Consider the following 16,870-nt stretch of genomic DNA (forward strand, 5'->3'; position numbering starts at 1 on the left):
CATGAAATCGACCCAGATCCGGCTCGCCGCCCGGCCCGAAGGCGAGCCCGAAGACAGCGACTTCGCCTTCGCCACTGTCGATTTGCCGGAACTCGACGACGGTCAGGTGCTGCTGCGCGTGCTCTATCTGTCGTTGGATCCGTACATGCGGGGCAGGATGAGCGCGGCCAAGTCCTATGCCGCGCCCGTGGAATTGGGCGACGTGATGGTCGGCGCCACCGTCTGCGAGGTGATCGAGTCCCGAGCGGATTCGCTGACACCGGGGGACGTGGTGCTGTCGTATTCGGGCTGGCAGTCCCATGCCGTCGCCGACGCCCGCCACGTGCGGAAACTGGATCCGGAGTCCGCGCCGATCTCGACCGCGCTCGGCGTCCTCGGCATGCCCGGGTTCACCGCGTACGGCGGACTGCTCGAAATCGGCCGCCCGCAGCCCGGCGAGACCGTCGTGGTCGCGGCGGCCACCGGGCCGGTCGGTTCGGCCGTCGGGCAGATCGCCCGAATCAAAGGCGCACGCGCCGTCGGCATCGCGGGCGGACCCGACAAGTGCCGCGCCCTGCTCGACGAATTCGGATTCGACGCGGCGGTCGATCACCGGGCGCCCGACTTCGCCGAGCGACTGGCCGAGGCGGTGCCGGATGGCATCGATGTCTATTTCGAGAACGTCGGCGGACGAGTGGCCGAGGCCGTCGCGCCGCTGCTCAACCGCTTCGCCCGAATACCGGTGTGCGGCCTGGTGGCGCACTACAACGTCACCGAGTTGCCCGCGGGCCCCGACCGATTGCCCGGATTCATGCGGCAGATCCTGACCCTGAGCCTGACGGTGCGCGGCTTCATCCAGGACGAGTTCATCCCCGCTCGGCAGGCGGACTTCCTCCGCGACATGCCGGGCTGGATCCGCGACGGCTCGGTCCGCTACCGGGAAGACGTCGTGGCCGGGCTGGAGAACGCCCCCGAGGCGTTCCGCGCCATGCTGGCGGGCCGCAATTTCGGCAAGGCGCTCATCCGGGTCGGCGATTGAGCCGGAGCCGGCGAACTATCCATCGAACGGTGCCGTGACATGACATGTCACGGCACCGTTCGTGTCTGTACCCGGCATCGCCGCACGACCCAAAGTTGAATCCGATGTCGAATTCAAGTACGGTGCGAAGGAAGCCAACAGTCAGGACGAGGAGTTGCCATGTTCGAGTTCTCGGAGCGAGCGCGCCAATACCAGGAGGACTTGCTCGCCTTCATGGACGAGCACGTCTATCCCGCGGAGTCGATCTACCACGCGCAGATGACGGAGTCCGGTGATCCGCACTTCCATCCGCCGATTCTCGAAGAACTCAAGACCGAAGCGCGCAAGCGCGGTCTGTGGAATCTGTTCCACCCGCACCCGGAGTGGGGGCCTGGTCTGACCAACCTGGAATACGCGCCGCTCGCCGAGATCATGGGCCGCAGCGCGCATCTGGCGCCGGAGGCGACCAACTGCAACGCGCCGGACACCGGGAACATGGAAGTGCTGACGCTGTTCGGCACCCCCGAGCACAAGGAGACGTGGCTGCGACCGCTGCTGGACGGCGAGATCGCCTCGGCGTTCGCGATGACCGAGCCCGCGGTCGCCAGCTCCGATGCCACCAACATCGAGCTGCGCATGCAGCCCGACGGCGACGAGTACGTGCTCAACGGCCGGAAGTGGTGGACCTCCAACGCCTTGCACAAGAACTGCAAGGTCCTCATCGTCATGGGCAAGACGGATCCGGACGGGCCCGTGCACCGCCAGCAGAGCATGATGGTTGTCCCGATCGACACCCCTGGCGTGACCGTTCTGCGCAACCTGCCTGTCTTCGGATATCAGGACCGGGAAGGCCACGCGGAGGTGGTGTTCGAGAACGTCCGGGTGCCGCGCACCGCGCTGCTGGCCGGCGAGGGCGACGGGTTCATGATCAGCCAGGCCCGGCTCGGGCCGGGACGCATCCACCACTGCATGCGCGCGATCGGCATGGCCGAACGGGCGCTGGACCTGATGATCGACCGGGCGCAAACGCGCACGACGTTCGGCGCGCCGGTGGCCGACCGCGCCAATATTCAGGATTGGATCGCCGAGTCCCGCATCGAGATCGAGATGGCGCGACTGCTGACGCTGAAGGCCGCGTATCTGATGGACACCGTCGGCAACCGCAACGCGCGCGTCGAGATCGCCGCGATCAAGGTGGCCGCGCCCGAGGTCGCGCTGAAGGTGGTCGACCGGGCGATCCAGGTCCACGGCGGTGGCGGCGTCTCCGAAGACTTCCCCCTCGCGAGCATGTACGCGCACCTGCGGACGTTGCGTCTGGCGGACGGGCCGGACGAGGTGCACAAGCGCACCATCGCCCAAATGGAGCTGCGCCGCCGCGACCCCTCGTGGGGCAAGCGGAAGTAACCGGACGGAAGTACCGAAACAAACCACTCCAAGAGGAGGAAACGATGGCCGAACCCTGCGTGGTGGTGGCGACCATGTTCGCGAAGCCGGGCCAGGAAGAGCTGGTGGAGAAGACGTTGCGGGCGGCGGCGCCCGCCGTGCACGCCGAGCCTGGCTGTCTGCTGTACGCACTGCACCGACGGATCGGCGAACCCGGTCGATTCGTGATGATCGAGAAGTGGGCGTCGAAGGAAGCGCTGCGCGCCCACGGCCAGAGCGCCGCGCTGCGCGAGGTCGGTGCGGCATTGGGCGACACGCTCACCGGTCCGGCCGAGGTGCTGGTCTTCGACGCGTTGCCTGCGGGCGATCCCGAACTGGGAGCGCTCTGATATCAGAACTCGCCGGTCGGGCGGGTCGGCTCGACGGCGTGGAACGCCGTGCCGCGGGATGGCTCGCGGCACGGCGGCATGAACGAGAAGGGATCTCATGACGAAAACTCAGCAGGTGCGCCTCGCGCGGCGCCCTTCCGGACTGCCCGACGCCAACACCTGGAACGTCACGACCGAGAAGCTTCCCGAGCTCACCGCGGGACAGATCCTGGTCGAGGTCGAGTTCATCTCCCTCGATCCCGCGATGCGCGGATGGCTCAACGACGTGCGCTCGTACCTGCCGCCGGTCGGGGTCGGCGAGGTGATGCGATCGCTGGACATCGCGAAGGTCGTCGAGTCGACGCATCCGGACTTCGCCGTCGGCGACACCGTCAGCGGAACCTTCGGGGTGACCGAATACGCGATCAGCGACGGGAAGGACGTCCAGAAGATCGACGCGGGCGTCGCACCGGGACCCACGTGGCTCGGCACGCTCGGAATGCCGGGCATGACAGCTTATTTCGGCCTGCTCGAGGTCGGGAAGCTGCGCGCGGGAGAGACCGTTGTCGTATCCGCCGCGGCCGGAGCCGTCGGCAGCGTGGTGGGGCAGATCGCGAAAGCCAAGGGCGCCACCGTGATCGGCATCGCGGGTGGAGCGGAGAAGTGCCGCTGGCTCACCGAGGAGCTCGGTTTCGACGCGGCCGTCGACTATCGGAACGAGGACGTGCTGCGGCGGTTGCGTGAAGTGGCTCCCAAAGGGATCGACATCTACTTCGACAACGTGGGCGGCGACATTCTCGACGCCGCGCTCGCCAATCTCCGCTTCGGCGCCCGCGTGGTGCTGTGCGGGGCGATCTCGGCGTACAACGACGACAAGCTGCCGCCGGGGCCGTCGCGCTACATGTCGCTGCTGGTCTTCCGTGCGTCCATGACCGGATTCGTCGTCATGGACTACGCCGACCGCTACGGCGAGGCCGTCGCGCAGATCTCCGAATGGCTGGCCGACGGAACACTGAAGAGCCGCGAGCACGTCGTCGAGGGTGGCGTCGGACAGTTCGGCGAGACACTCAACATGCTCTTCACCGGAGCGAATGTCGGAAAGCTCGTGCTAGCGCTCTGAATTCGACGTAACCGGGCCCCGCGCGACATCGCGCGGGACCCTGACTTCTGCGGGGAATTCCGGGTGCCGGACTCGATCCGATCCGGCTCCCGCGCCGATGGTCGAGCGCGGGGGCGAGGCGTTTCGAGCGGAGCCGGGCTCATGACCGGCCGAGAGCGGCCCAGAGCCGCCGAGTGGTGTCCGCCGCGTCGCGGTGCAGCACGGCGGTGAGCCCCGCGCGCTCGGCCGCGACGACGTTCTGCGGCAGGTCGTCCACCATGACGGCCGCTCCTGGCTCGACATCCAAACGGGCGCAGGCGATGTCGTATGCGCGCCGGGACGGCTTGCGCACGCCGACCTCGCCGGAGATTGTGACTGCGTCGAACATCGCGGCGAGGTCGAAACCGGCGTAGCAGTCGTCGCCGAGCGAGTTCGACAGCAGCCCCACGCGAAATCCGGCGTCCCTGACTTCGGCCACCAGCTCGATCATGGCGTCGTCGGCGCGCAGACCGGATTGGATGCGGTGAACGAGCCCGGTTCCGTCCACCTCGATGCCGTGTGCCTGCAGCCGCGCGGCGAAGCCCTGTTCGAACTCCCGCTCGCCCATGCGTCCCTCCTCGTGCTCGGCCAGCAGCGCCTTCGCCTCCGCGTCGTCGCTGAACAGGCGCAGCGGCAAGCGGGGGTCGCAGCCGAGCGACTAGCCGAATGCCTGGAAGGCGTCGAAGACGCTGGACGTCAGCACACCCCCGAAGTCGAACAGCACGGCGGTCGCCCGCGCGGGGCGCTCGGTGGGTGTGGGTGTCGGACTGGTCATAGGGGATTCCCTTTCGCTCGGTGCCGCCGGGCGCGGCCGGACGAGGCGTCACGGTGCCGAGTGCATGTAGCTGCCCTGCGGCGCGGCCGAGTGCGGGTGTCCGGCAGGTCGAGTATCGTTGCTCGAACCGAGCGTAATTGAAGTTGAGTTCGGATTCAATACCGATTGCCACCCGTGAGCGGGCGGTTTGCTCGGCAGTACGACCCGGCGGGCCATACCGGTCCGCAGGTTTCGAGCGGATGGATGCGAGACTGGGCCGGTGACCGGATCAGAAGACCGCTCGCGCGCGGACGAGACGCGAGCACGGCTGTTGGAGGCCGCTGTCGTCGCGTTCGCCGAGCGTGGCTTCCACGGATCGACGACCCGCGACATCACCTCGATCGCAGGCCTCAGCACCGCGGCGATCTACGTTCACCACCGTTCCAAGGAGGAGCTGCTCTACCAGGTCTCGCGCGCGGGTCATCAGGACACCCTGGACAGAATTCAGGCCGCGATCGCCTCCGCGGACGACCCGGTCGAGCAGTTGGTCGCGGTGATGCGTGAATTCTCGATTCATCATGCCCGCGCGCACACCGTGGCCAGGGTGATCAATTACGAGCTCGCCGCGCTCAGCCCGGAGCATCAGCGGGAGATCGGCGCGATCCGGCGCGTCATCGACAGGGAAGTGCGTGGCCTGATCGAGCGCGGCGTCGCGGCGGGGGTCTTCGACAACCCGAATCCGCGCATGGCGGCGATCGCGCTGCTCTCGCTCGGCATCGACCTCGCGCGGTGGTACCGCGACGACGGTCCCTGGTCGCCGGAGGAGATCGGCGACTACTACGTCGACCTCGGTCTGCGCATCGTGGGCGCGCGGAAGCGAGAGGACTGACCTGTCGGCTCGCGCGGCTTCCTCCGATCCATATCTCTTGAACTTGACATCGGATTCGGGTAACTATCGAATGCGAGTTTTCAGCACAACGAGATATCGGAGCAGTCTCTTGACAACGGTCTCCCCGCACAGTGCTCGTCTGACCTTCCGCGCCCTCGAGCCGATCCACGGCATGATCTACTTCACCCCGCACGGCCCCGGCGCGTATCGCGAGCTGGGCATCACGGATCCCCGGATGATGTACTTCGCGTCCAGGTCCGCTGCCTTCGGACCGGTGGCGGCCGATGTCACCGTCGCCGCGTTCTTCAACTTCAATCCGGCGGCGGTGCGTGCCGTCCTCCCCGCCGCATGGGAAATCGCCTCTCCCGTCGCAATTCTGCGCGCCAGGTTGGTTGCCGCCGACCGGTCGCTGCGGCAGGCGTGGGGCGATGACGTCACCGGCGCCGACGTGCGCGAGGCCGCCGATCTGGCCCGGCGGGCCGCCGAACGCGCCTGCGAGCGGCCGCAAGGGCGTCCGTTGTTCGCGGCCCACGCGGCGCTGCCATGGCCCGACGAGCCGCACCTGGTGCTCTGGCATGCCCAGACCTTGCTGCGGGAGTATCGAGGCGATGCCCATGTGGCCCTGCTCGCGACCGAGGGGCTGGACGGTATCGAAGCGCTGATCACGCACAGCGCGACCGGCGAGATCGCGGCAGAGGTGCTGCGCGTGAGCCGATCGTGGAGCGAGCAGGACTGGGCTTCCGGCCTGGACCGGCTCCGTGCTCGGGGATGGGTGGTGGACGGGGATCTCGCGCTGAGCGAGCACGGCGCCGCCCGGCGCGGGGCGATCGAGAACAGGACCGACGAGCTGGCGGTCTATCCGTACGAGGCGATCGGCGAAGACGGGTGCGCACGCCTGCGCGCTCTGGCCTCGTCGTTGGCGATCCGGGTCATCGAAGGCGGCCTCGGGTTTCCGCCGACGCTGTCGGAGCGCTACCGGCAGGCGATCCAGGCCGGATCTCGGTGAGGCGGGCGGACATGGCAGCGGTGCGACCGGAGATCACCCAGGTACTCGCGATTCCCCCGGCGTTCGTCAGGGAGATCCCGCCGGAGTTCGAGGACGGCAACCGGCACATGAACGTGACGCATTACTTCCGGCTGCACGGCGAGGCGATGTGGCAGCAGCACCGTGCGCTCGGTTACACCGGGTCCGGCAGGTTCGGTCTGTTCGCGATGGAGCAGCACGTCACGTATTACCGGGAAGTGCTTGTAGGACACGAGGTTTCGGTGCACGTCTGCGATCTGGGGCGCACCGGAAAGGTCATGCGCGGCATCTCGTATCTGGTCAATCGCACCGTCGGCGAGGTCGCGAGCTCGTTCGAGTTTCTGAGCATGAACGTCGATCGGGTGTCTCGTCGCCCTGCGGAGTTCGAGGACACCGTCGCCGCGGCCTTGGACGAATCGATCGCGCGCGCTCGATCGCTTGGTTTCGGTCCCGGGGACGGCGTGCTGGAACTGCGCCCGACGCCGGTCCCCGTGCGGGACTGAGCGGTCCGGGGCGGCGGCGTAGCGGCTTCGCGACGCCGCTGCCCGATCGGTCCGACCCGCCGAAAGCTGCTGCCGTCCCGATCTCTTCGATTCAGCCGAGGCTGTAGGCGAAGTCGATCAGGGCCGTGTTCACTTCGGCCGCGCGTTCCTGTTGGATCCAGTGCCCCGCACCGTCCAGGATGATCGACCCGCGCAGGTCGGACAGCACCGAGGTCATCTTGGCGGTCGGGGTGAACCGGATGACCGGATCCGCCGACCCGGCGATGAACAGCGCGGGCTTGTCGATCTTCGCGCCGGCCAGGTGCGCGGTGAGCTCCCAGTTCCGGTCCAGGTTGCGGTAGTAGTTGAGCCCGCCGGTGAAGCCGGTGGCGGTGAAAGTCTCGACGTAGTAGCCCAGTTCGGCTTCGCTCGTCCAGTCCGGGACCGCGGGCTCCGCGCCGACGAGATCGCGAGCGCTGATGACGTCGTCCTGGAGCAGGGTGCGTCGCACGTCCGCCGCCAGCGCGGCGTCGGCTACGCCCGGCTCCTGGAACCAGCACATGTAGAAGTCGTCGCCGAGCCGGGACCGCAGGATCGCCATCGGCGGCGCCGAGGAGCGCGGCGTGACCGGAACGCTCAGGCCCGCGACCGCCCGCACCCGGCTCGGATACTGCAGGGCGAATTGCCAGACCACCGACGCGCCCCAGTCGTGGCCGACGAAGATCGCGTCATCGAGACCCGACTCGTCGAGGAGGCCGGCCAGATCGGCGCAGAGGGCGGTGATGTCGTAGTCCTCGATCCGGTCCGGGCGGGAGCTGCCGCCGTACCCGCGCATATCCGGGGTCAGCGTACGGAAACCTGCCTCGGCGAACGCGAGGACCTGATGGCGCCAGGAGAATCCGAGCTCGGGGAAGCCGTGGCAGAAGACCACCGCGGGGCCTTCGCCATGGTCGACGACGCGCAACTCGATCCCGTTCGTCGCGACTCGGCGGCTACCGAGCCGCAGCCACCGGTCCAGCAGATCGTGTGTTTCCATCCCTGGGTCCACCTCGTGTTCGGATGCCATGTCGATCGTCGACGGCAGCGTCAAGCTTAGACGAATCTGACGTCGGATTCATATTGGTCCGAAAGGTCGTCGGCTGGAAGTTCGGTTGTACCACCCGGAAACGGGTCGGGCAGGGCCGACACGGTGTGTGTCAGTCCTGCCCGATCGCGTGTGGCGCCGCCCGGTGTCCTCGTTCCAGCGCGAGAACGACGGGCGCGACTACGTGTCAGTTGTAGTTGTAGAAACCGCGGCCGGTCTTGCGGCCCAGGCGGCCCGCGTCGACCATCCGGCGCAGCAGCGCGGGCGGGGCGTAGTGCGGCTCGGCGAACTCCGCGTACAGCGACTCCGCGGCGGCGAGGGCGATGTCGAGGCCGACGGTGTCGAGCAGGGTCAGCGGGCCCATCGGGTAGCCGCAGCCGCCCTTCATGGCCGCGTCGATGTCCTCGGCGGTGGCGTAGCCCGACTCCAGCATCCGCACGGCCTGGCACAGGTAGGGGATGAGCAGCGCGTTGACGATGAAGCCCGACCGGTCGCCCGCCTGCACGGTGGTCTTGCCGAGGGTGTTCTTCGCGTAGTCGGTGACGGCGGCGGCCGTCTCGGGCGCGGTCACCAGGGTCGAGATGATCTCGACCAGCGGCATCACCGGAACCGGGTTGAAGAAGTGCACGCCGACGACCTTTTCGGGACGCTGGGTGGCGCCCGCGACCTTGATCACCGGGATCGAGGACGTGTTGGTGGCCAGGATGCCGGACGGCTTGACGATCTTGTCGAGCTTGCCGAAGATCTCGTACTTCAGCGACTCGATCTCCGGGGCGGCCTCGATGACCAGGTCGCGGTCCGCGAACTCGTCGATGTCGAGGGTGACGCGCACGCGGGCGATCGCCGCGTCCGCCTCCTCCTGGGTGATCTTGCCCCTGGCGACACCGCGAGAGATCGACGCGGCGATGCGCTGCTGCGCGGCATCCGCGAATTCCTGCTTGGTCTCGAGCACGAGCACCGAGCTCCCGGCCTTGGCGCATACTTCCGCGATACCGGCGCCCATGGTGCCGCCACCGATCACTCCGACCAGCTCCACTGTCATCTCTCCAAACTCGAATCCGCCATCGCTGACGGGGCCGTCCACTACTCCCCGGTAGCGTACTTTCCTTCACTCGACGTCTCCGACGGTAGGAGGAAGTCGTGCGGGCCGGAGTGCGGTGCGTCACATGCCGCCGCGAGTTGCGCTCGGAGCCGGGCGGCGGGGTCCTCAGAAGGTCGCGTCGCCGACGATCCCGGCGCGCTCCATCTTCCGGACCGCGGGCCAGTAGTCCTGGACCGCGTAATGCTGAGTGGACCGGTTGTCCCAGATCGCGAAGCTGTTCTTCGTCCACCGCCAGCGCACCTGGTACTCCGGGATGCTCGCCTGCCGCATCAGGTAGTGCAGCAATTCGGCGGCTCCCGGGGCGTAGTCGGCGCCGAAGCGCACGTTCTCCGGTGTGTGGTAGTTGACCAGGTGCGTCGTGAAGGAGTTCACGAACAGGATCTGCTCGCCGGTCTCGGGGTGTGTGCGCACCACCGGGTGTTCGGCGTCGGGGAAGCGTTGCGCGAGGTCGTGACGCTCGTCGATCGGCATGGCCGCGCCGAAACTGGCTTCGATGCTGTGCCGCGCCCGCAGACCGCGAATACGCTCCTTGACCCCGTCGGGCAGCCGCCGGTAGGCCTCGGCCATATTGACCCAGATGGTGTCCCCGCCGACCGGCGGCGTCTCCACGCAGCGCAGTACGCAGCCCATGGGCGGGTGCTGCCGCCAGGTCGCATCGCAGTGGTAGGCGTTCTCGAAGTGCTCGGGCGGGCTGTCGAGGTCCTTGTAGATGCGCACCAGGCCGGGATGGTCGGGATCGCTGCCCGCCACGGGGTGGTCCTCCAGGGGGCCGAAGCGTTGTGCGAGCGCGACGTGCTCGGCGCGGCTGATGTCCTGGTCGCGGACGAACAACACCTTGTACTCGAGCAGCAGTGCGCGTAGTTCGGCGAACAGGGCGTCGTCGCGAGCCACCTGTGCGAGGTCGACGTCGAACAGTTCGGCGCCGATCGCGCAGGTCAGGGGCTGCACCCGGATCGACCGGGCAACCGTCGAATCTCGCTGCGGGGCAATGCTTGTCATGAGGAAGTCCTCCTTGTGGTCGAGTCGTGCGGTGGGGTCAGAGGGTGAAGACCGAGGAGCCGATGCTGCGGCCGGACTCCAGGTCACGGTGCGCGTGCGCGGCGTCGGGAAGCTCGTAGCGTTGGTTGACTTCGATGCGGATCCGGCCCGCCGCGACGTGGGAGAACAGCTCGTCGGCCAGTTCGGCGCGCTCGGCGGGGTCGGCGATGTAATCCGCGAGGGCGGGTCGGGTGACGAACAACGACCCCTTGACCGCCAGTTGCATGGCATCGATGGGCGGCACCGGACCGGAGGCGGTGCCGAAGCACACCAGCAGCCCACGGCGCGACAGCGAATCCAGCGACGACGCGAAGGTGGTCTTGCCGATGCTGTCGTAGACGACCGGCACACCCGCGCCGTCGGTGATCTCGCGGACTCTGGCGGGGACGTCCTCGCGGGTGTGGATCAGCACGTGATCGCAGCCGTACGCGCGGGCGATCTCGGCTTTGCGCTCGCTGGATACCGTCCCGATCACGGTGAGCCCCAACAACTTCGCCCACTGCGTGAAGATCAGACCCACCCCGCCCGCGGCGGCGTGCAGCAGCACGGTGTCCCCGGCGCGCAGGGGATGGATGCGGCGCAGCAGATACGCCGTCGTCAGGCCCCGCATCGTCATCGACGCGGCCACGTCGAAGCCGATCCCATCCGGCAACCCGATCAGATGCTCGGCGGGCATCACCCGCTCGGTGCTGTACGCGCCCAACGGGCTGCCGGTGTAGGTGGCACGGTCGCCGGGCCGGAAATCGCGCACGCCGGGGCCGACGGCTTCGATCACTCCCGCGGCCTCGACACCCATACCCGCGGGCAGCGGCGACGGGTACAACCCGGTGCGGAAGTAGGTGTCGGCGAAATTCAGCCCGACCGCTTCGTGCCGGATGCGCACTTCGCCCGGCCCCGGCGCGCCCACCTCGACGTCCTCCCAGCGCAACACCTCGGGACCGCCGGTCTCGTAGAAGCGAACAGCTTGTGCCACAGTGGATCTCCTCCTCGATGCCGCACCGCGAGTGGTGCGGCGGGTGTCTTGTGTCCGACGAACGGTGTCCGGACTCCGCCATCCACGCCCGCGTGCGCAGGCCGTGACTATCGGTGGCGAGAGGACGGCGGAAGGCCGTGCCGGGTGCGCTCACCGGTCACGACTCCTCCTTTTTCGCTGGTCACGTCGGCTATGCAATTCACAGTAGGGCGAGCGGGCCGGAATTGCTTATCCTGAGGGGGCGGGTTGATATTCATTTCGGGACAAACGGGAGGTGCGTGGTGAAACCGCTGGCTCGCTACGCCGCGCTGCACAGTTACGTCGAGCTCGGCCGGTCGCTCGGCATCGACCCGGTCGAGCTGATCCGCGAGGCCGGCCTCGATCCGGCAGGCGTCAGCATGCAGGACCGCTGGGTTCCGGCCGCCGCCATCGCCGATCTGCTCGAACGCTCCGCCCGCGCGTCGGGGTGCGAGGACTTCGGGCTGCGCCTGGCCGAGCGTCGCCGCTTCGCCAACCTCGGCCCGCTGAGCCTGGTCATCCGCGACGAACCCGATGCCCGCAGCGCCCTGCGCATCATGTCCCGGCACGAGCACATGTACAACGAGGCCATCCACACGCGCGTCACCGAGCGCAACGGGATCGCCACCATCCGTCTGGTCCTGGATCTCGGCGGGCCGGGTGAAGCCAGGCAATCGACCGAACTGGCGATCGGCGTGCTGCACGGACTCCTGCGCGGGTTCCTCGGAACCGATTGGCAGCCACTGGAAGTCCGCTTCGCCCATGCCGCACCGCGCGACAGCGGCACCCACCACCGGCTGTTCGGCCCGCATGTCACCTTCGACCAGGACTTCCACGGAATCCTCGCCTACACAACCGATCTCGACGCGCCGAACGCGATGTCGGACCCTCAGCTCCGGGTCTACGCCCAGCAGCGGTTCGATTCGGCCCCGAGCACGCAGAGTGCGACCACGGTGGATCGGGTCCGCGAACTCATCGAACTGCTACTGCCCACCGGCCGCTGCTCGGCCGAACAGATCGCCCGAAGCCTCGGTGTCGACCGCCGCACCATCCACCGTCATCTCGCCGCCGAAGGAGAAACCTTCAGCTCCCTGCTGGACGCCACCCGCGCCGAGCTCGCCAAGCACATGGTCGCCGGTCGCAGGCACACGCAGACCGAGATCGCCGAACTGCTCGCCTTCTCTTCACCCGGCAACTTCTCCCGCTGGTTCCGGAAACGCTACGGATGCAGTCCCACGCAATGGCGTGCGGCCGCGGAAGTTCCGACGCCCGCGTCGATCCGCTGATTCGGATCCTCCGGCCTGGGTGGATCGAACGTCGCGATCGGCATCCGGTCGGGTGTGTCACCAACCGAGTCGCCGGCCGAGCCAGTCGATGGTGACCCTGGCCGCGTGGGCTTGATATCGGCGAAGCCGGGGTGATCGTGGTGGCGCGGGCTCGCGGCTTCTCTCGGCCCAGTAACCGGCCGTGGCACACAGGGGGCATCGGGACCGGGGAGGGCGAATCACAACAATCCGAAAATGACAATCACGCGGCGCTATCGAGATCGACTCGGTTGCCTACCGGTCGTGTCCGAATCGTCCCGCGGGGGTCGAGTGCCGCTTCACAATGATCGAAAACACTTCCAGGTCAGCTCGGACTCTCGTGTCGCCCATGCGTTTCCCTCGCCCCGCGGTCGGCACGTCCCCACGACGAGGTGAGGGAAAGGCAGGTCTGATCATGAAGTGCGAGAGACTACAGCGTCCGGTGGCGAGACTCGCGTTGCTGATCGGCACGGCGGTGATCGGACTCGCCGTCGCGGCTCCGGCGCAGGGTGAACCGCTGTGGCCGGGCGGACCGGACATCCCCGGCGTGCCTCCGCTGATCGCGCCCCCGCTGATTCCGCCCGCACCGGTGGTGGCGCCCTGCTCCGCCGAGGCGCGCGGGTGCATGCGCCTGTCCACCAATGAGGCCTGGCTGATGGACAACGGCAGGGTCACCTACGGCCCGACCCCGATTTCGCACGGCAGGCCAGGCTTTCGGACTCGGGTCGGCGTCTTCGACGTCGACTTCAAGCGCGAGGACCACTGGAGCACCATGCACCACGTCTGGATGAAGTACGCGGTGTTCTTCGACGGCGACATCGCCACCCACATCGGGCCGATCGAAGAGGAGTCGCACGGGTGTATCCGCATGACACCCGACGGTGCGCGCGAGTTCTTCGACTACCTGCAGCCCGGCGACCTCATCGAAGTCGTGCCATAACGACGCCCCGCCTGCTCCTCCGGTCCGCGCGCACCGTGAGTCCGCGCGCACCGTGAATGGAAAGCTTTGTCTCGCAACGCGCCCCGTCGCGCGAAGGCTTCAGCGATCGGTCGCTCGTCCGTCGGCCGCGGTCACCGTCGCCTGTTGCAGTACTTCGCTCGCCGCCCGCTCGCCCGAGCGGACGGCTCCATCGACCCACCCGCACATGACGGCGGAACTCTCGGTGCCCGCCCAGTGGACGCGGCCGCACGGTTCGCGCAGGGCGGGACCGAACTGCGTCAGCACACCGGTCGGCGCGTGGCTGAGCATCCCGCCGCCGGAGTAGCGCTCGACACTCCAGTCCTGCTCGACGTAGTCGACGGGGAACCTCGCCTTGTCGCCGAATCGTTCGGCGAGTGAGCCGAGTATCGCCCTTCTCCGCTCGGCGGGATCCAGTCGACCGATACGTCGCGCGATGGGCCCCTCGGTGATGACGCACAGGATCCCGGGTCGTCCGGTGTCCGTGCAGGCGTCGATGGTGATGGTCGCCGGTGAGCCCGGTGCGGCCGACTGACCCGTCAGCCCGTCGGTGCGCCAGAACGGCTCGTCGTACACGGCGGCGATCTTGAGGATCGACCCGCTCGGCATCCGCTGATGCAGGAACGAGCGATCGACCGGGAGCATCGGCTCGTAGCGAATCTGGCTCGCGATCGCCAGGGGAACCGCCACGATCACCCGGTGTGCGCGCACCGTCATCTCGTCGGAGCGGACGGTCACGCCGCTGGCGTCCTGATCGATCTGCCGGACAGGCTGGGACAGGTGTATCGCGTCGCTGATCTGTGCCGCCATGGCGCCGGAGATGGCGCCCATGCCACCGACCGGCCGCGCATCCTGGGCGCCGTCCTTGACGCCAAGGACGAAGCCGGGCCCGCCGCCCGACGCCATCTGGTACAGCGCGAACAGCAACGACACCTCCGAACCGTCGGAGGTGTAGAGCCCGGCGATCGCGGTCTCGAGCAGCTCACGCGCAGGCTTGGAGAGCACATTGCTGTCCAGCCAATGGGCCAGGCTCATTCGATCCCACTTGTCGGCGTGCTTCGCCGCCCACGGCCTTTCCAGCGGAATCGCCTTGCACATGTGACCCAGCTCGAGCATTACCGTGCCGAGGTTCAACGCCGCCCATGGGCTCATCGTCCAGGGAATCGTGCCCTCGTAGCGGTGCCGCTTGCCGTCGACCACTATGAGGGCCTCGCCGTCGGTGTACTGCTGGTAGCTCGATATCCCGAACTCGGTCATCAACGCCCGGATCCGGTCCTGCCCCGGTCCGATCCAGGCGCCGCCACGATCGATCCAGGATCCGTCCGCGCGCCCCTCGGTGAACGTGCGTCCGCCGAGCCGGTCGCGAGCTTCCAGCAGCGCCACCGATCGGCCCGCCTGCTTCAGCCGCAGCGCGGCTGTCAATCCGGCAAATCCCCCACCGACTACGCAATAGTCGACGTCTGTCATGGCGCGCCGCCTCGTGTTGAAGTTCGGCGCCGAGGCCGCCGTGCGGCCGGGCGCACTACTTGCCGCACCCTCGACACACCGGGTGCACATCGCCTTCGATCAGGCTCGAGCGTCGAATTCCTCCAGCAATTCTCCAGCAATTCTATCGCAGCCACGCGGCACGTTCCCGGCCTCACGCGGGTTCGGGATGGCCCCGGCGGCGTTCGAGACGATCAGGTTGATCGGCGCGAAAGCAGCGCCACGCAATGGGAACGGCTGGTAGCGGGGCCTGATTCCCTGGGCGAGTGACCGCGTACGCCGGACTACGCGTCGGCTGCAGCGGAGAGCGTCCGACGGACGCTGCGCCGCTTGGCCGCGTACGGCAGTACGAACATGTAGAGACCCGGTGAACAGGAGCAGGGCGAGCGGGGGCAGCGGCAGATACGACACCCAGACATGATTGTCGGCAGGTGTTTCTAGAATCCTCCGCGTGACGATCACCCTCGCCGACTTGGTCGGCTACACCGACCGTGACCTCGACGCCGATCTGGCGCGGTGGTTCCCCGATGCCGGTCCCGTTCACGTACCGGAGGAAACCCGGCCCGTGGCATCGTTTCTCGCGCGCCTGGCACCCGCGGACGCGGCGGCGCTGGCCGCGCTGGACCGCCGCGTGCGCTCGGGGCGGCTGCCGCAGTTCTTGGACATCTTCGACTGGTCCTACGGTTTCGGCTTCGCGGAAAACGATTGCGGCCTGCTGGATTCGGACTACACGACCGAGCTCACCGACGACGATGTCTACTCGGTCGGCGCGGACGGCGGCGGCAATCTGTACGTCGTGCTCACCAATGGTCAAGTGGCCGTGTGGTTTCACGAAGAGGAGGTGCTCGAGGGCGGCACCCGTTTCGACAACCTCGATGTCTTCCTCTGGTCTTTCGTGCGCTACCGCGCGGTGCGCGCGGGCAAACTCGCGCGCTCGGATGTGGAGGCGGACTTCCTCGCACTCGGTCAGGACGGCGCGCTCGAGCCGAACCTCGGCTTGCTGAGCCTCATGAAGTAGTCGCCCTCAGCGTGATTCGGATCGGGCGTGGTCGAGCGCGGTGTTGGGGCACGCCGGTCACCTCACGGATACAGCGCGAATGTCATCCCGCCCGACCTATTTCCGATCGCCACCGTTTCAGCCGACCGGCTCCGTGGCGTCATCCGGCACGGCTTCGCGCTCCGCCCGTGTACCGCGGACGCGCCAGCTGCGATATCCGCGATGCGCGGCGAAGGCTCCGATGATCGCGGTGACGCACCAGACCGCGATGGCGGAATAGACCAGGGGCGCGGACAGATCGCCGATCGACGCGCCGAGCGCGGTGTAGACGAACGCCCGCGGCGCCGATCCGATGAGCGATCCGACGACCATCTGCCACAACGGAACTCCGAAGGCGCCGAACACATACGACGCCAGCGCATCCGAGATGCCAGGGACGAAGCGCTGACCGACGACGGCCCACAAGCCGCGCACCTCGATCTGTGCGTCGATCCGTGCGGCGCGTTCGGCGCCGAGCAACTCGCGCGTACTCGCGCGGCCCGCCCGCCGCCCGAGGAAGCTGGTGACGATCGCTGTTCCGACCGCCGAGCCCAGTGTCACGAACGTTCCGACGAGCGGCCCGAAGAGCAACCCGCTCCCGGCTGCCAGAAGAGTGCCGGGCACGAAGACGGCGCCCAGTCCGGCCGACACCACCATGTAGGCCAACGGCGCCGCAGGCCCCGTCGCCGCGACTATGTCGCGCACGCCTTCGACGTCGATCACTCGCGCGATCGCGACGAGATAGAACATCGCGAGCAGGAACGCGATGGACAGCGCGAGCCGCACGATGTGCCGTCGTCGGCCGATGGGGGAGAAGTCGTTGTCGTCGGTCATGGT

17 protein-coding genes are annotated in these 16,870 nt (G+C 67.9%); 10 read left to right on the forward strand and 7 right to left on the reverse strand.

The window, feature by feature from the left end; translation table 11 throughout:
• Nucleotide 1: 1 nt before the first annotated feature.
• The 4 genes from AB0H50_RS25725 to AB0H50_RS25740 all read left to right on the forward strand — a co-directional run bounded on the left by AB0H50_RS25725 (nucleotide 2) and on the right by AB0H50_RS25740 (nucleotide 3,868).
• A complete protein-coding gene (locus tag AB0H50_RS25725) occupies nucleotides 2–1,018 on the forward strand; it encodes an NADP-dependent oxidoreductase (RefSeq protein ID WP_357457206.1) in 1,017 nt (338 codons plus the stop codon).
• Nucleotides 1,019–1,177: 159 nt separating this feature from the next.
• Nucleotides 1,178–2,401, forward strand: coding sequence for an acyl-CoA dehydrogenase family protein (locus tag AB0H50_RS25730; protein ID WP_357457208.1), 1,224 nt, complete (start codon nucleotides 1,178–1,180; stop codon nucleotides 2,399–2,401).
• Between the two features lie 44 nt (nucleotides 2,402–2,445).
• Nucleotides 2,446–2,769 (forward strand): putative quinol monooxygenase, encoded by a 324-nt coding sequence (locus AB0H50_RS25735; protein WP_357457210.1) that lies wholly within the window; start codon nucleotides 2,446–2,448, stop codon nucleotides 2,767–2,769.
• A gap of 97 nt (nucleotides 2,770–2,866) precedes the next feature.
• On the forward strand, nucleotides 2,867–3,868 hold the full coding sequence (locus AB0H50_RS25740) for an NADP-dependent oxidoreductase (RefSeq protein WP_357457212.1): 1,002 nt from the start codon (nucleotides 2,867–2,869) through the stop codon (nucleotides 3,866–3,868).
• A gap of 139 nt (nucleotides 3,869–4,007) precedes the next feature.
• Here AB0H50_RS25740 and AB0H50_RS25745 read toward each other — a convergent pair whose 3' ends face one another.
• Nucleotides 4,008–4,523, reverse strand: coding sequence for an HAD-IA family hydrolase (locus AB0H50_RS25745; RefSeq protein WP_357457214.1), 516 nt, complete (start codon nucleotides 4,521–4,523; stop codon nucleotides 4,008–4,010).
• 397 nt (nucleotides 4,524–4,920) lie between these two features.
• Between AB0H50_RS25745 and AB0H50_RS25750 the strand changes: the two genes are divergently transcribed.
• The 3 genes from AB0H50_RS25750 (at nucleotide 4,921) to AB0H50_RS25760 (ending at nucleotide 7,056) form a co-directional block, all read left to right on the forward strand.
• Nucleotides 4,921–5,529, forward strand: coding sequence for a TetR family transcriptional regulator (locus AB0H50_RS25750; protein WP_357457215.1), 609 nt, complete (start codon nucleotides 4,921–4,923; stop codon nucleotides 5,527–5,529).
• A gap of 109 nt (nucleotides 5,530–5,638) precedes the next feature.
• Nucleotides 5,639–6,535: a hypothetical protein gene (locus AB0H50_RS25755; protein ID WP_357457217.1), complete on the forward strand. Its 897-nt coding sequence runs from the start codon at nucleotides 5,639–5,641 to the stop codon at nucleotides 6,533–6,535.
• Between the two features lie 11 nt (nucleotides 6,536–6,546).
• Complete coding sequence (locus AB0H50_RS25760) at nucleotides 6,547–7,056, forward strand: thioesterase family protein (RefSeq protein WP_357457219.1); 510 nt, start codon at nucleotides 6,547–6,549, stop codon at nucleotides 7,054–7,056.
• A gap of 91 nt (nucleotides 7,057–7,147) precedes the next feature.
• On the opposite strand, the gene AB0H50_RS25765 is transcribed toward AB0H50_RS25760, so the two are convergent.
• The 4 genes from AB0H50_RS25765 to AB0H50_RS25780 form a co-directional block, all read right to left on the reverse strand.
• Nucleotides 7,148–8,071 (reverse strand): alpha/beta hydrolase, encoded by a 924-nt coding sequence (locus tag AB0H50_RS25765; protein ID WP_357457221.1) that lies wholly within the window; start codon nucleotides 8,069–8,071, stop codon nucleotides 7,148–7,150.
• A 235-nt stretch (nucleotides 8,072–8,306) separates the two neighbouring features.
• Complete coding sequence (locus AB0H50_RS25770; RefSeq protein WP_357457668.1) at nucleotides 8,307–9,155, reverse strand: 3-hydroxybutyryl-CoA dehydrogenase; 849 nt, start codon at nucleotides 9,153–9,155, stop codon at nucleotides 8,307–8,309.
• A 171-nt stretch (nucleotides 9,156–9,326) separates the two neighbouring features.
• A complete protein-coding gene (locus tag AB0H50_RS25775) occupies nucleotides 9,327–10,220 on the reverse strand; it encodes a TauD/TfdA family dioxygenase (RefSeq protein ID WP_357457223.1) in 894 nt (297 codons plus the stop codon).
• Between the two features lie 37 nt (nucleotides 10,221–10,257).
• Nucleotides 10,258–11,232, reverse strand: a complete 975-nt coding sequence (locus AB0H50_RS25780) for a quinone oxidoreductase (RefSeq protein WP_357457225.1) — start codon at nucleotides 11,230–11,232, stop codon at nucleotides 10,258–10,260.
• 281 nt (nucleotides 11,233–11,513) lie between these two features.
• Here AB0H50_RS25780 and AB0H50_RS25785 point away from each other — a divergent pair, with 281 nt between their 5' ends.
• Together AB0H50_RS25785 and AB0H50_RS25790 are read left to right on the forward strand one after the other, a co-directional pair.
• Entirely contained in the window at nucleotides 11,514–12,536 is a 1,023-nt protein-coding gene (locus tag AB0H50_RS25785; protein WP_357457227.1) for an AraC family transcriptional regulator, read from the forward strand.
• 433 nt (nucleotides 12,537–12,969) lie between these two features.
• The gene (locus AB0H50_RS25790; protein WP_357457229.1) at nucleotides 12,970–13,494 is read left to right on the forward strand and encodes a L,D-transpeptidase; all 525 of its coding nucleotides are present in this window, start codon (nucleotides 12,970–12,972) and stop codon (nucleotides 13,492–13,494) included.
• Nucleotides 13,495–13,593: 99 nt separating this feature from the next.
• Here AB0H50_RS25790 and AB0H50_RS25795 read toward each other — a convergent pair whose 3' ends face one another.
• Nucleotides 13,594–14,979: an FAD-dependent oxidoreductase gene (locus AB0H50_RS25795; protein ID WP_357457231.1), complete on the reverse strand. Its 1,386-nt coding sequence runs from the start codon at nucleotides 14,977–14,979 to the stop codon at nucleotides 13,594–13,596.
• Between the two features lie 469 nt (nucleotides 14,980–15,448).
• On the opposite strand from AB0H50_RS25795, the gene AB0H50_RS25800 reads away from it, so the two are divergent.
• A complete protein-coding gene (locus AB0H50_RS25800; protein WP_357457233.1) occupies nucleotides 15,449–16,015 on the forward strand; it encodes a hypothetical protein in 567 nt (188 codons plus the stop codon).
• A gap of 117 nt (nucleotides 16,016–16,132) precedes the next feature.
• Here the strand turns inward: AB0H50_RS25800 and AB0H50_RS25805 are convergent, their stop codons facing one another.
• Complete coding sequence (locus AB0H50_RS25805; RefSeq protein WP_357457670.1) at nucleotides 16,133–16,867, reverse strand: TVP38/TMEM64 family protein; 735 nt, start codon at nucleotides 16,865–16,867, stop codon at nucleotides 16,133–16,135.
• Nucleotides 16,868–16,870: the final 3 nt, after the last annotated feature.

The organism is Nocardia sp. NPDC050793 (genome assembly GCF_040654065.1).
Classification (GTDB): domain Bacteria; phylum Actinomycetota; class Actinomycetes; order Mycobacteriales; family Mycobacteriaceae; genus Nocardia.

Excerpts from the sequence above, each read along its gene's own strand:
- AB0H50_RS25725 (WP_357457206.1), top strand. The coding sequence starts at position 2 with ATGAAATCGACCCAGATCCGGCTCGCCGCCCGGCCCGAAGGCGAGCCC.
- AB0H50_RS25730 (WP_357457208.1), top strand. The coding sequence starts at position 1,178 with ATGTTCGAGTTCTCGGAGCGAGCGCGCCAATACCAGGAGGACTTGCTC.
- AB0H50_RS25735 (WP_357457210.1), top strand. The coding sequence starts at position 2,446 with ATGGCCGAACCCTGCGTGGTGGTGGCGACCATGTTCGCGAAGCCGGGC.
- AB0H50_RS25740 (WP_357457212.1), top strand. The coding sequence starts at position 2,867 with ATGACGAAAACTCAGCAGGTGCGCCTCGCGCGGCGCCCTTCCGGACTG.
- AB0H50_RS25760 (WP_357457219.1), top strand. The coding sequence starts at position 6,547 with ATGGCAGCGGTGCGACCGGAGATCACCCAGGTACTCGCGATTCCCCCG.
- AB0H50_RS25765 (WP_357457221.1), bottom strand. The coding sequence starts at position 8,071 with ATGGAAACACACGATCTGCTGGACCGGTGGCTGCGGCTCGGTAGCCGC.
- AB0H50_RS25775 (WP_357457223.1), bottom strand. The coding sequence starts at position 10,220 with ATGACAAGCATTGCCCCGCAGCGAGATTCGACGGTTGCCCGGTCGATC.
- AB0H50_RS25790 (WP_357457229.1), top strand. The coding sequence starts at position 12,970 with ATGAAGTGCGAGAGACTACAGCGTCCGGTGGCGAGACTCGCGTTGCTG.
- AB0H50_RS25795 (WP_357457231.1), bottom strand. The coding sequence starts at position 14,979 with ATGACAGACGTCGACTATTGCGTAGTCGGTGGGGGATTTGCCGGATTG.
- AB0H50_RS25805 (WP_357457670.1), bottom strand. The coding sequence starts at position 16,867 with ATGACCGACGACAACGACTTCTCCCCCATCGGCCGACGACGGCACATC.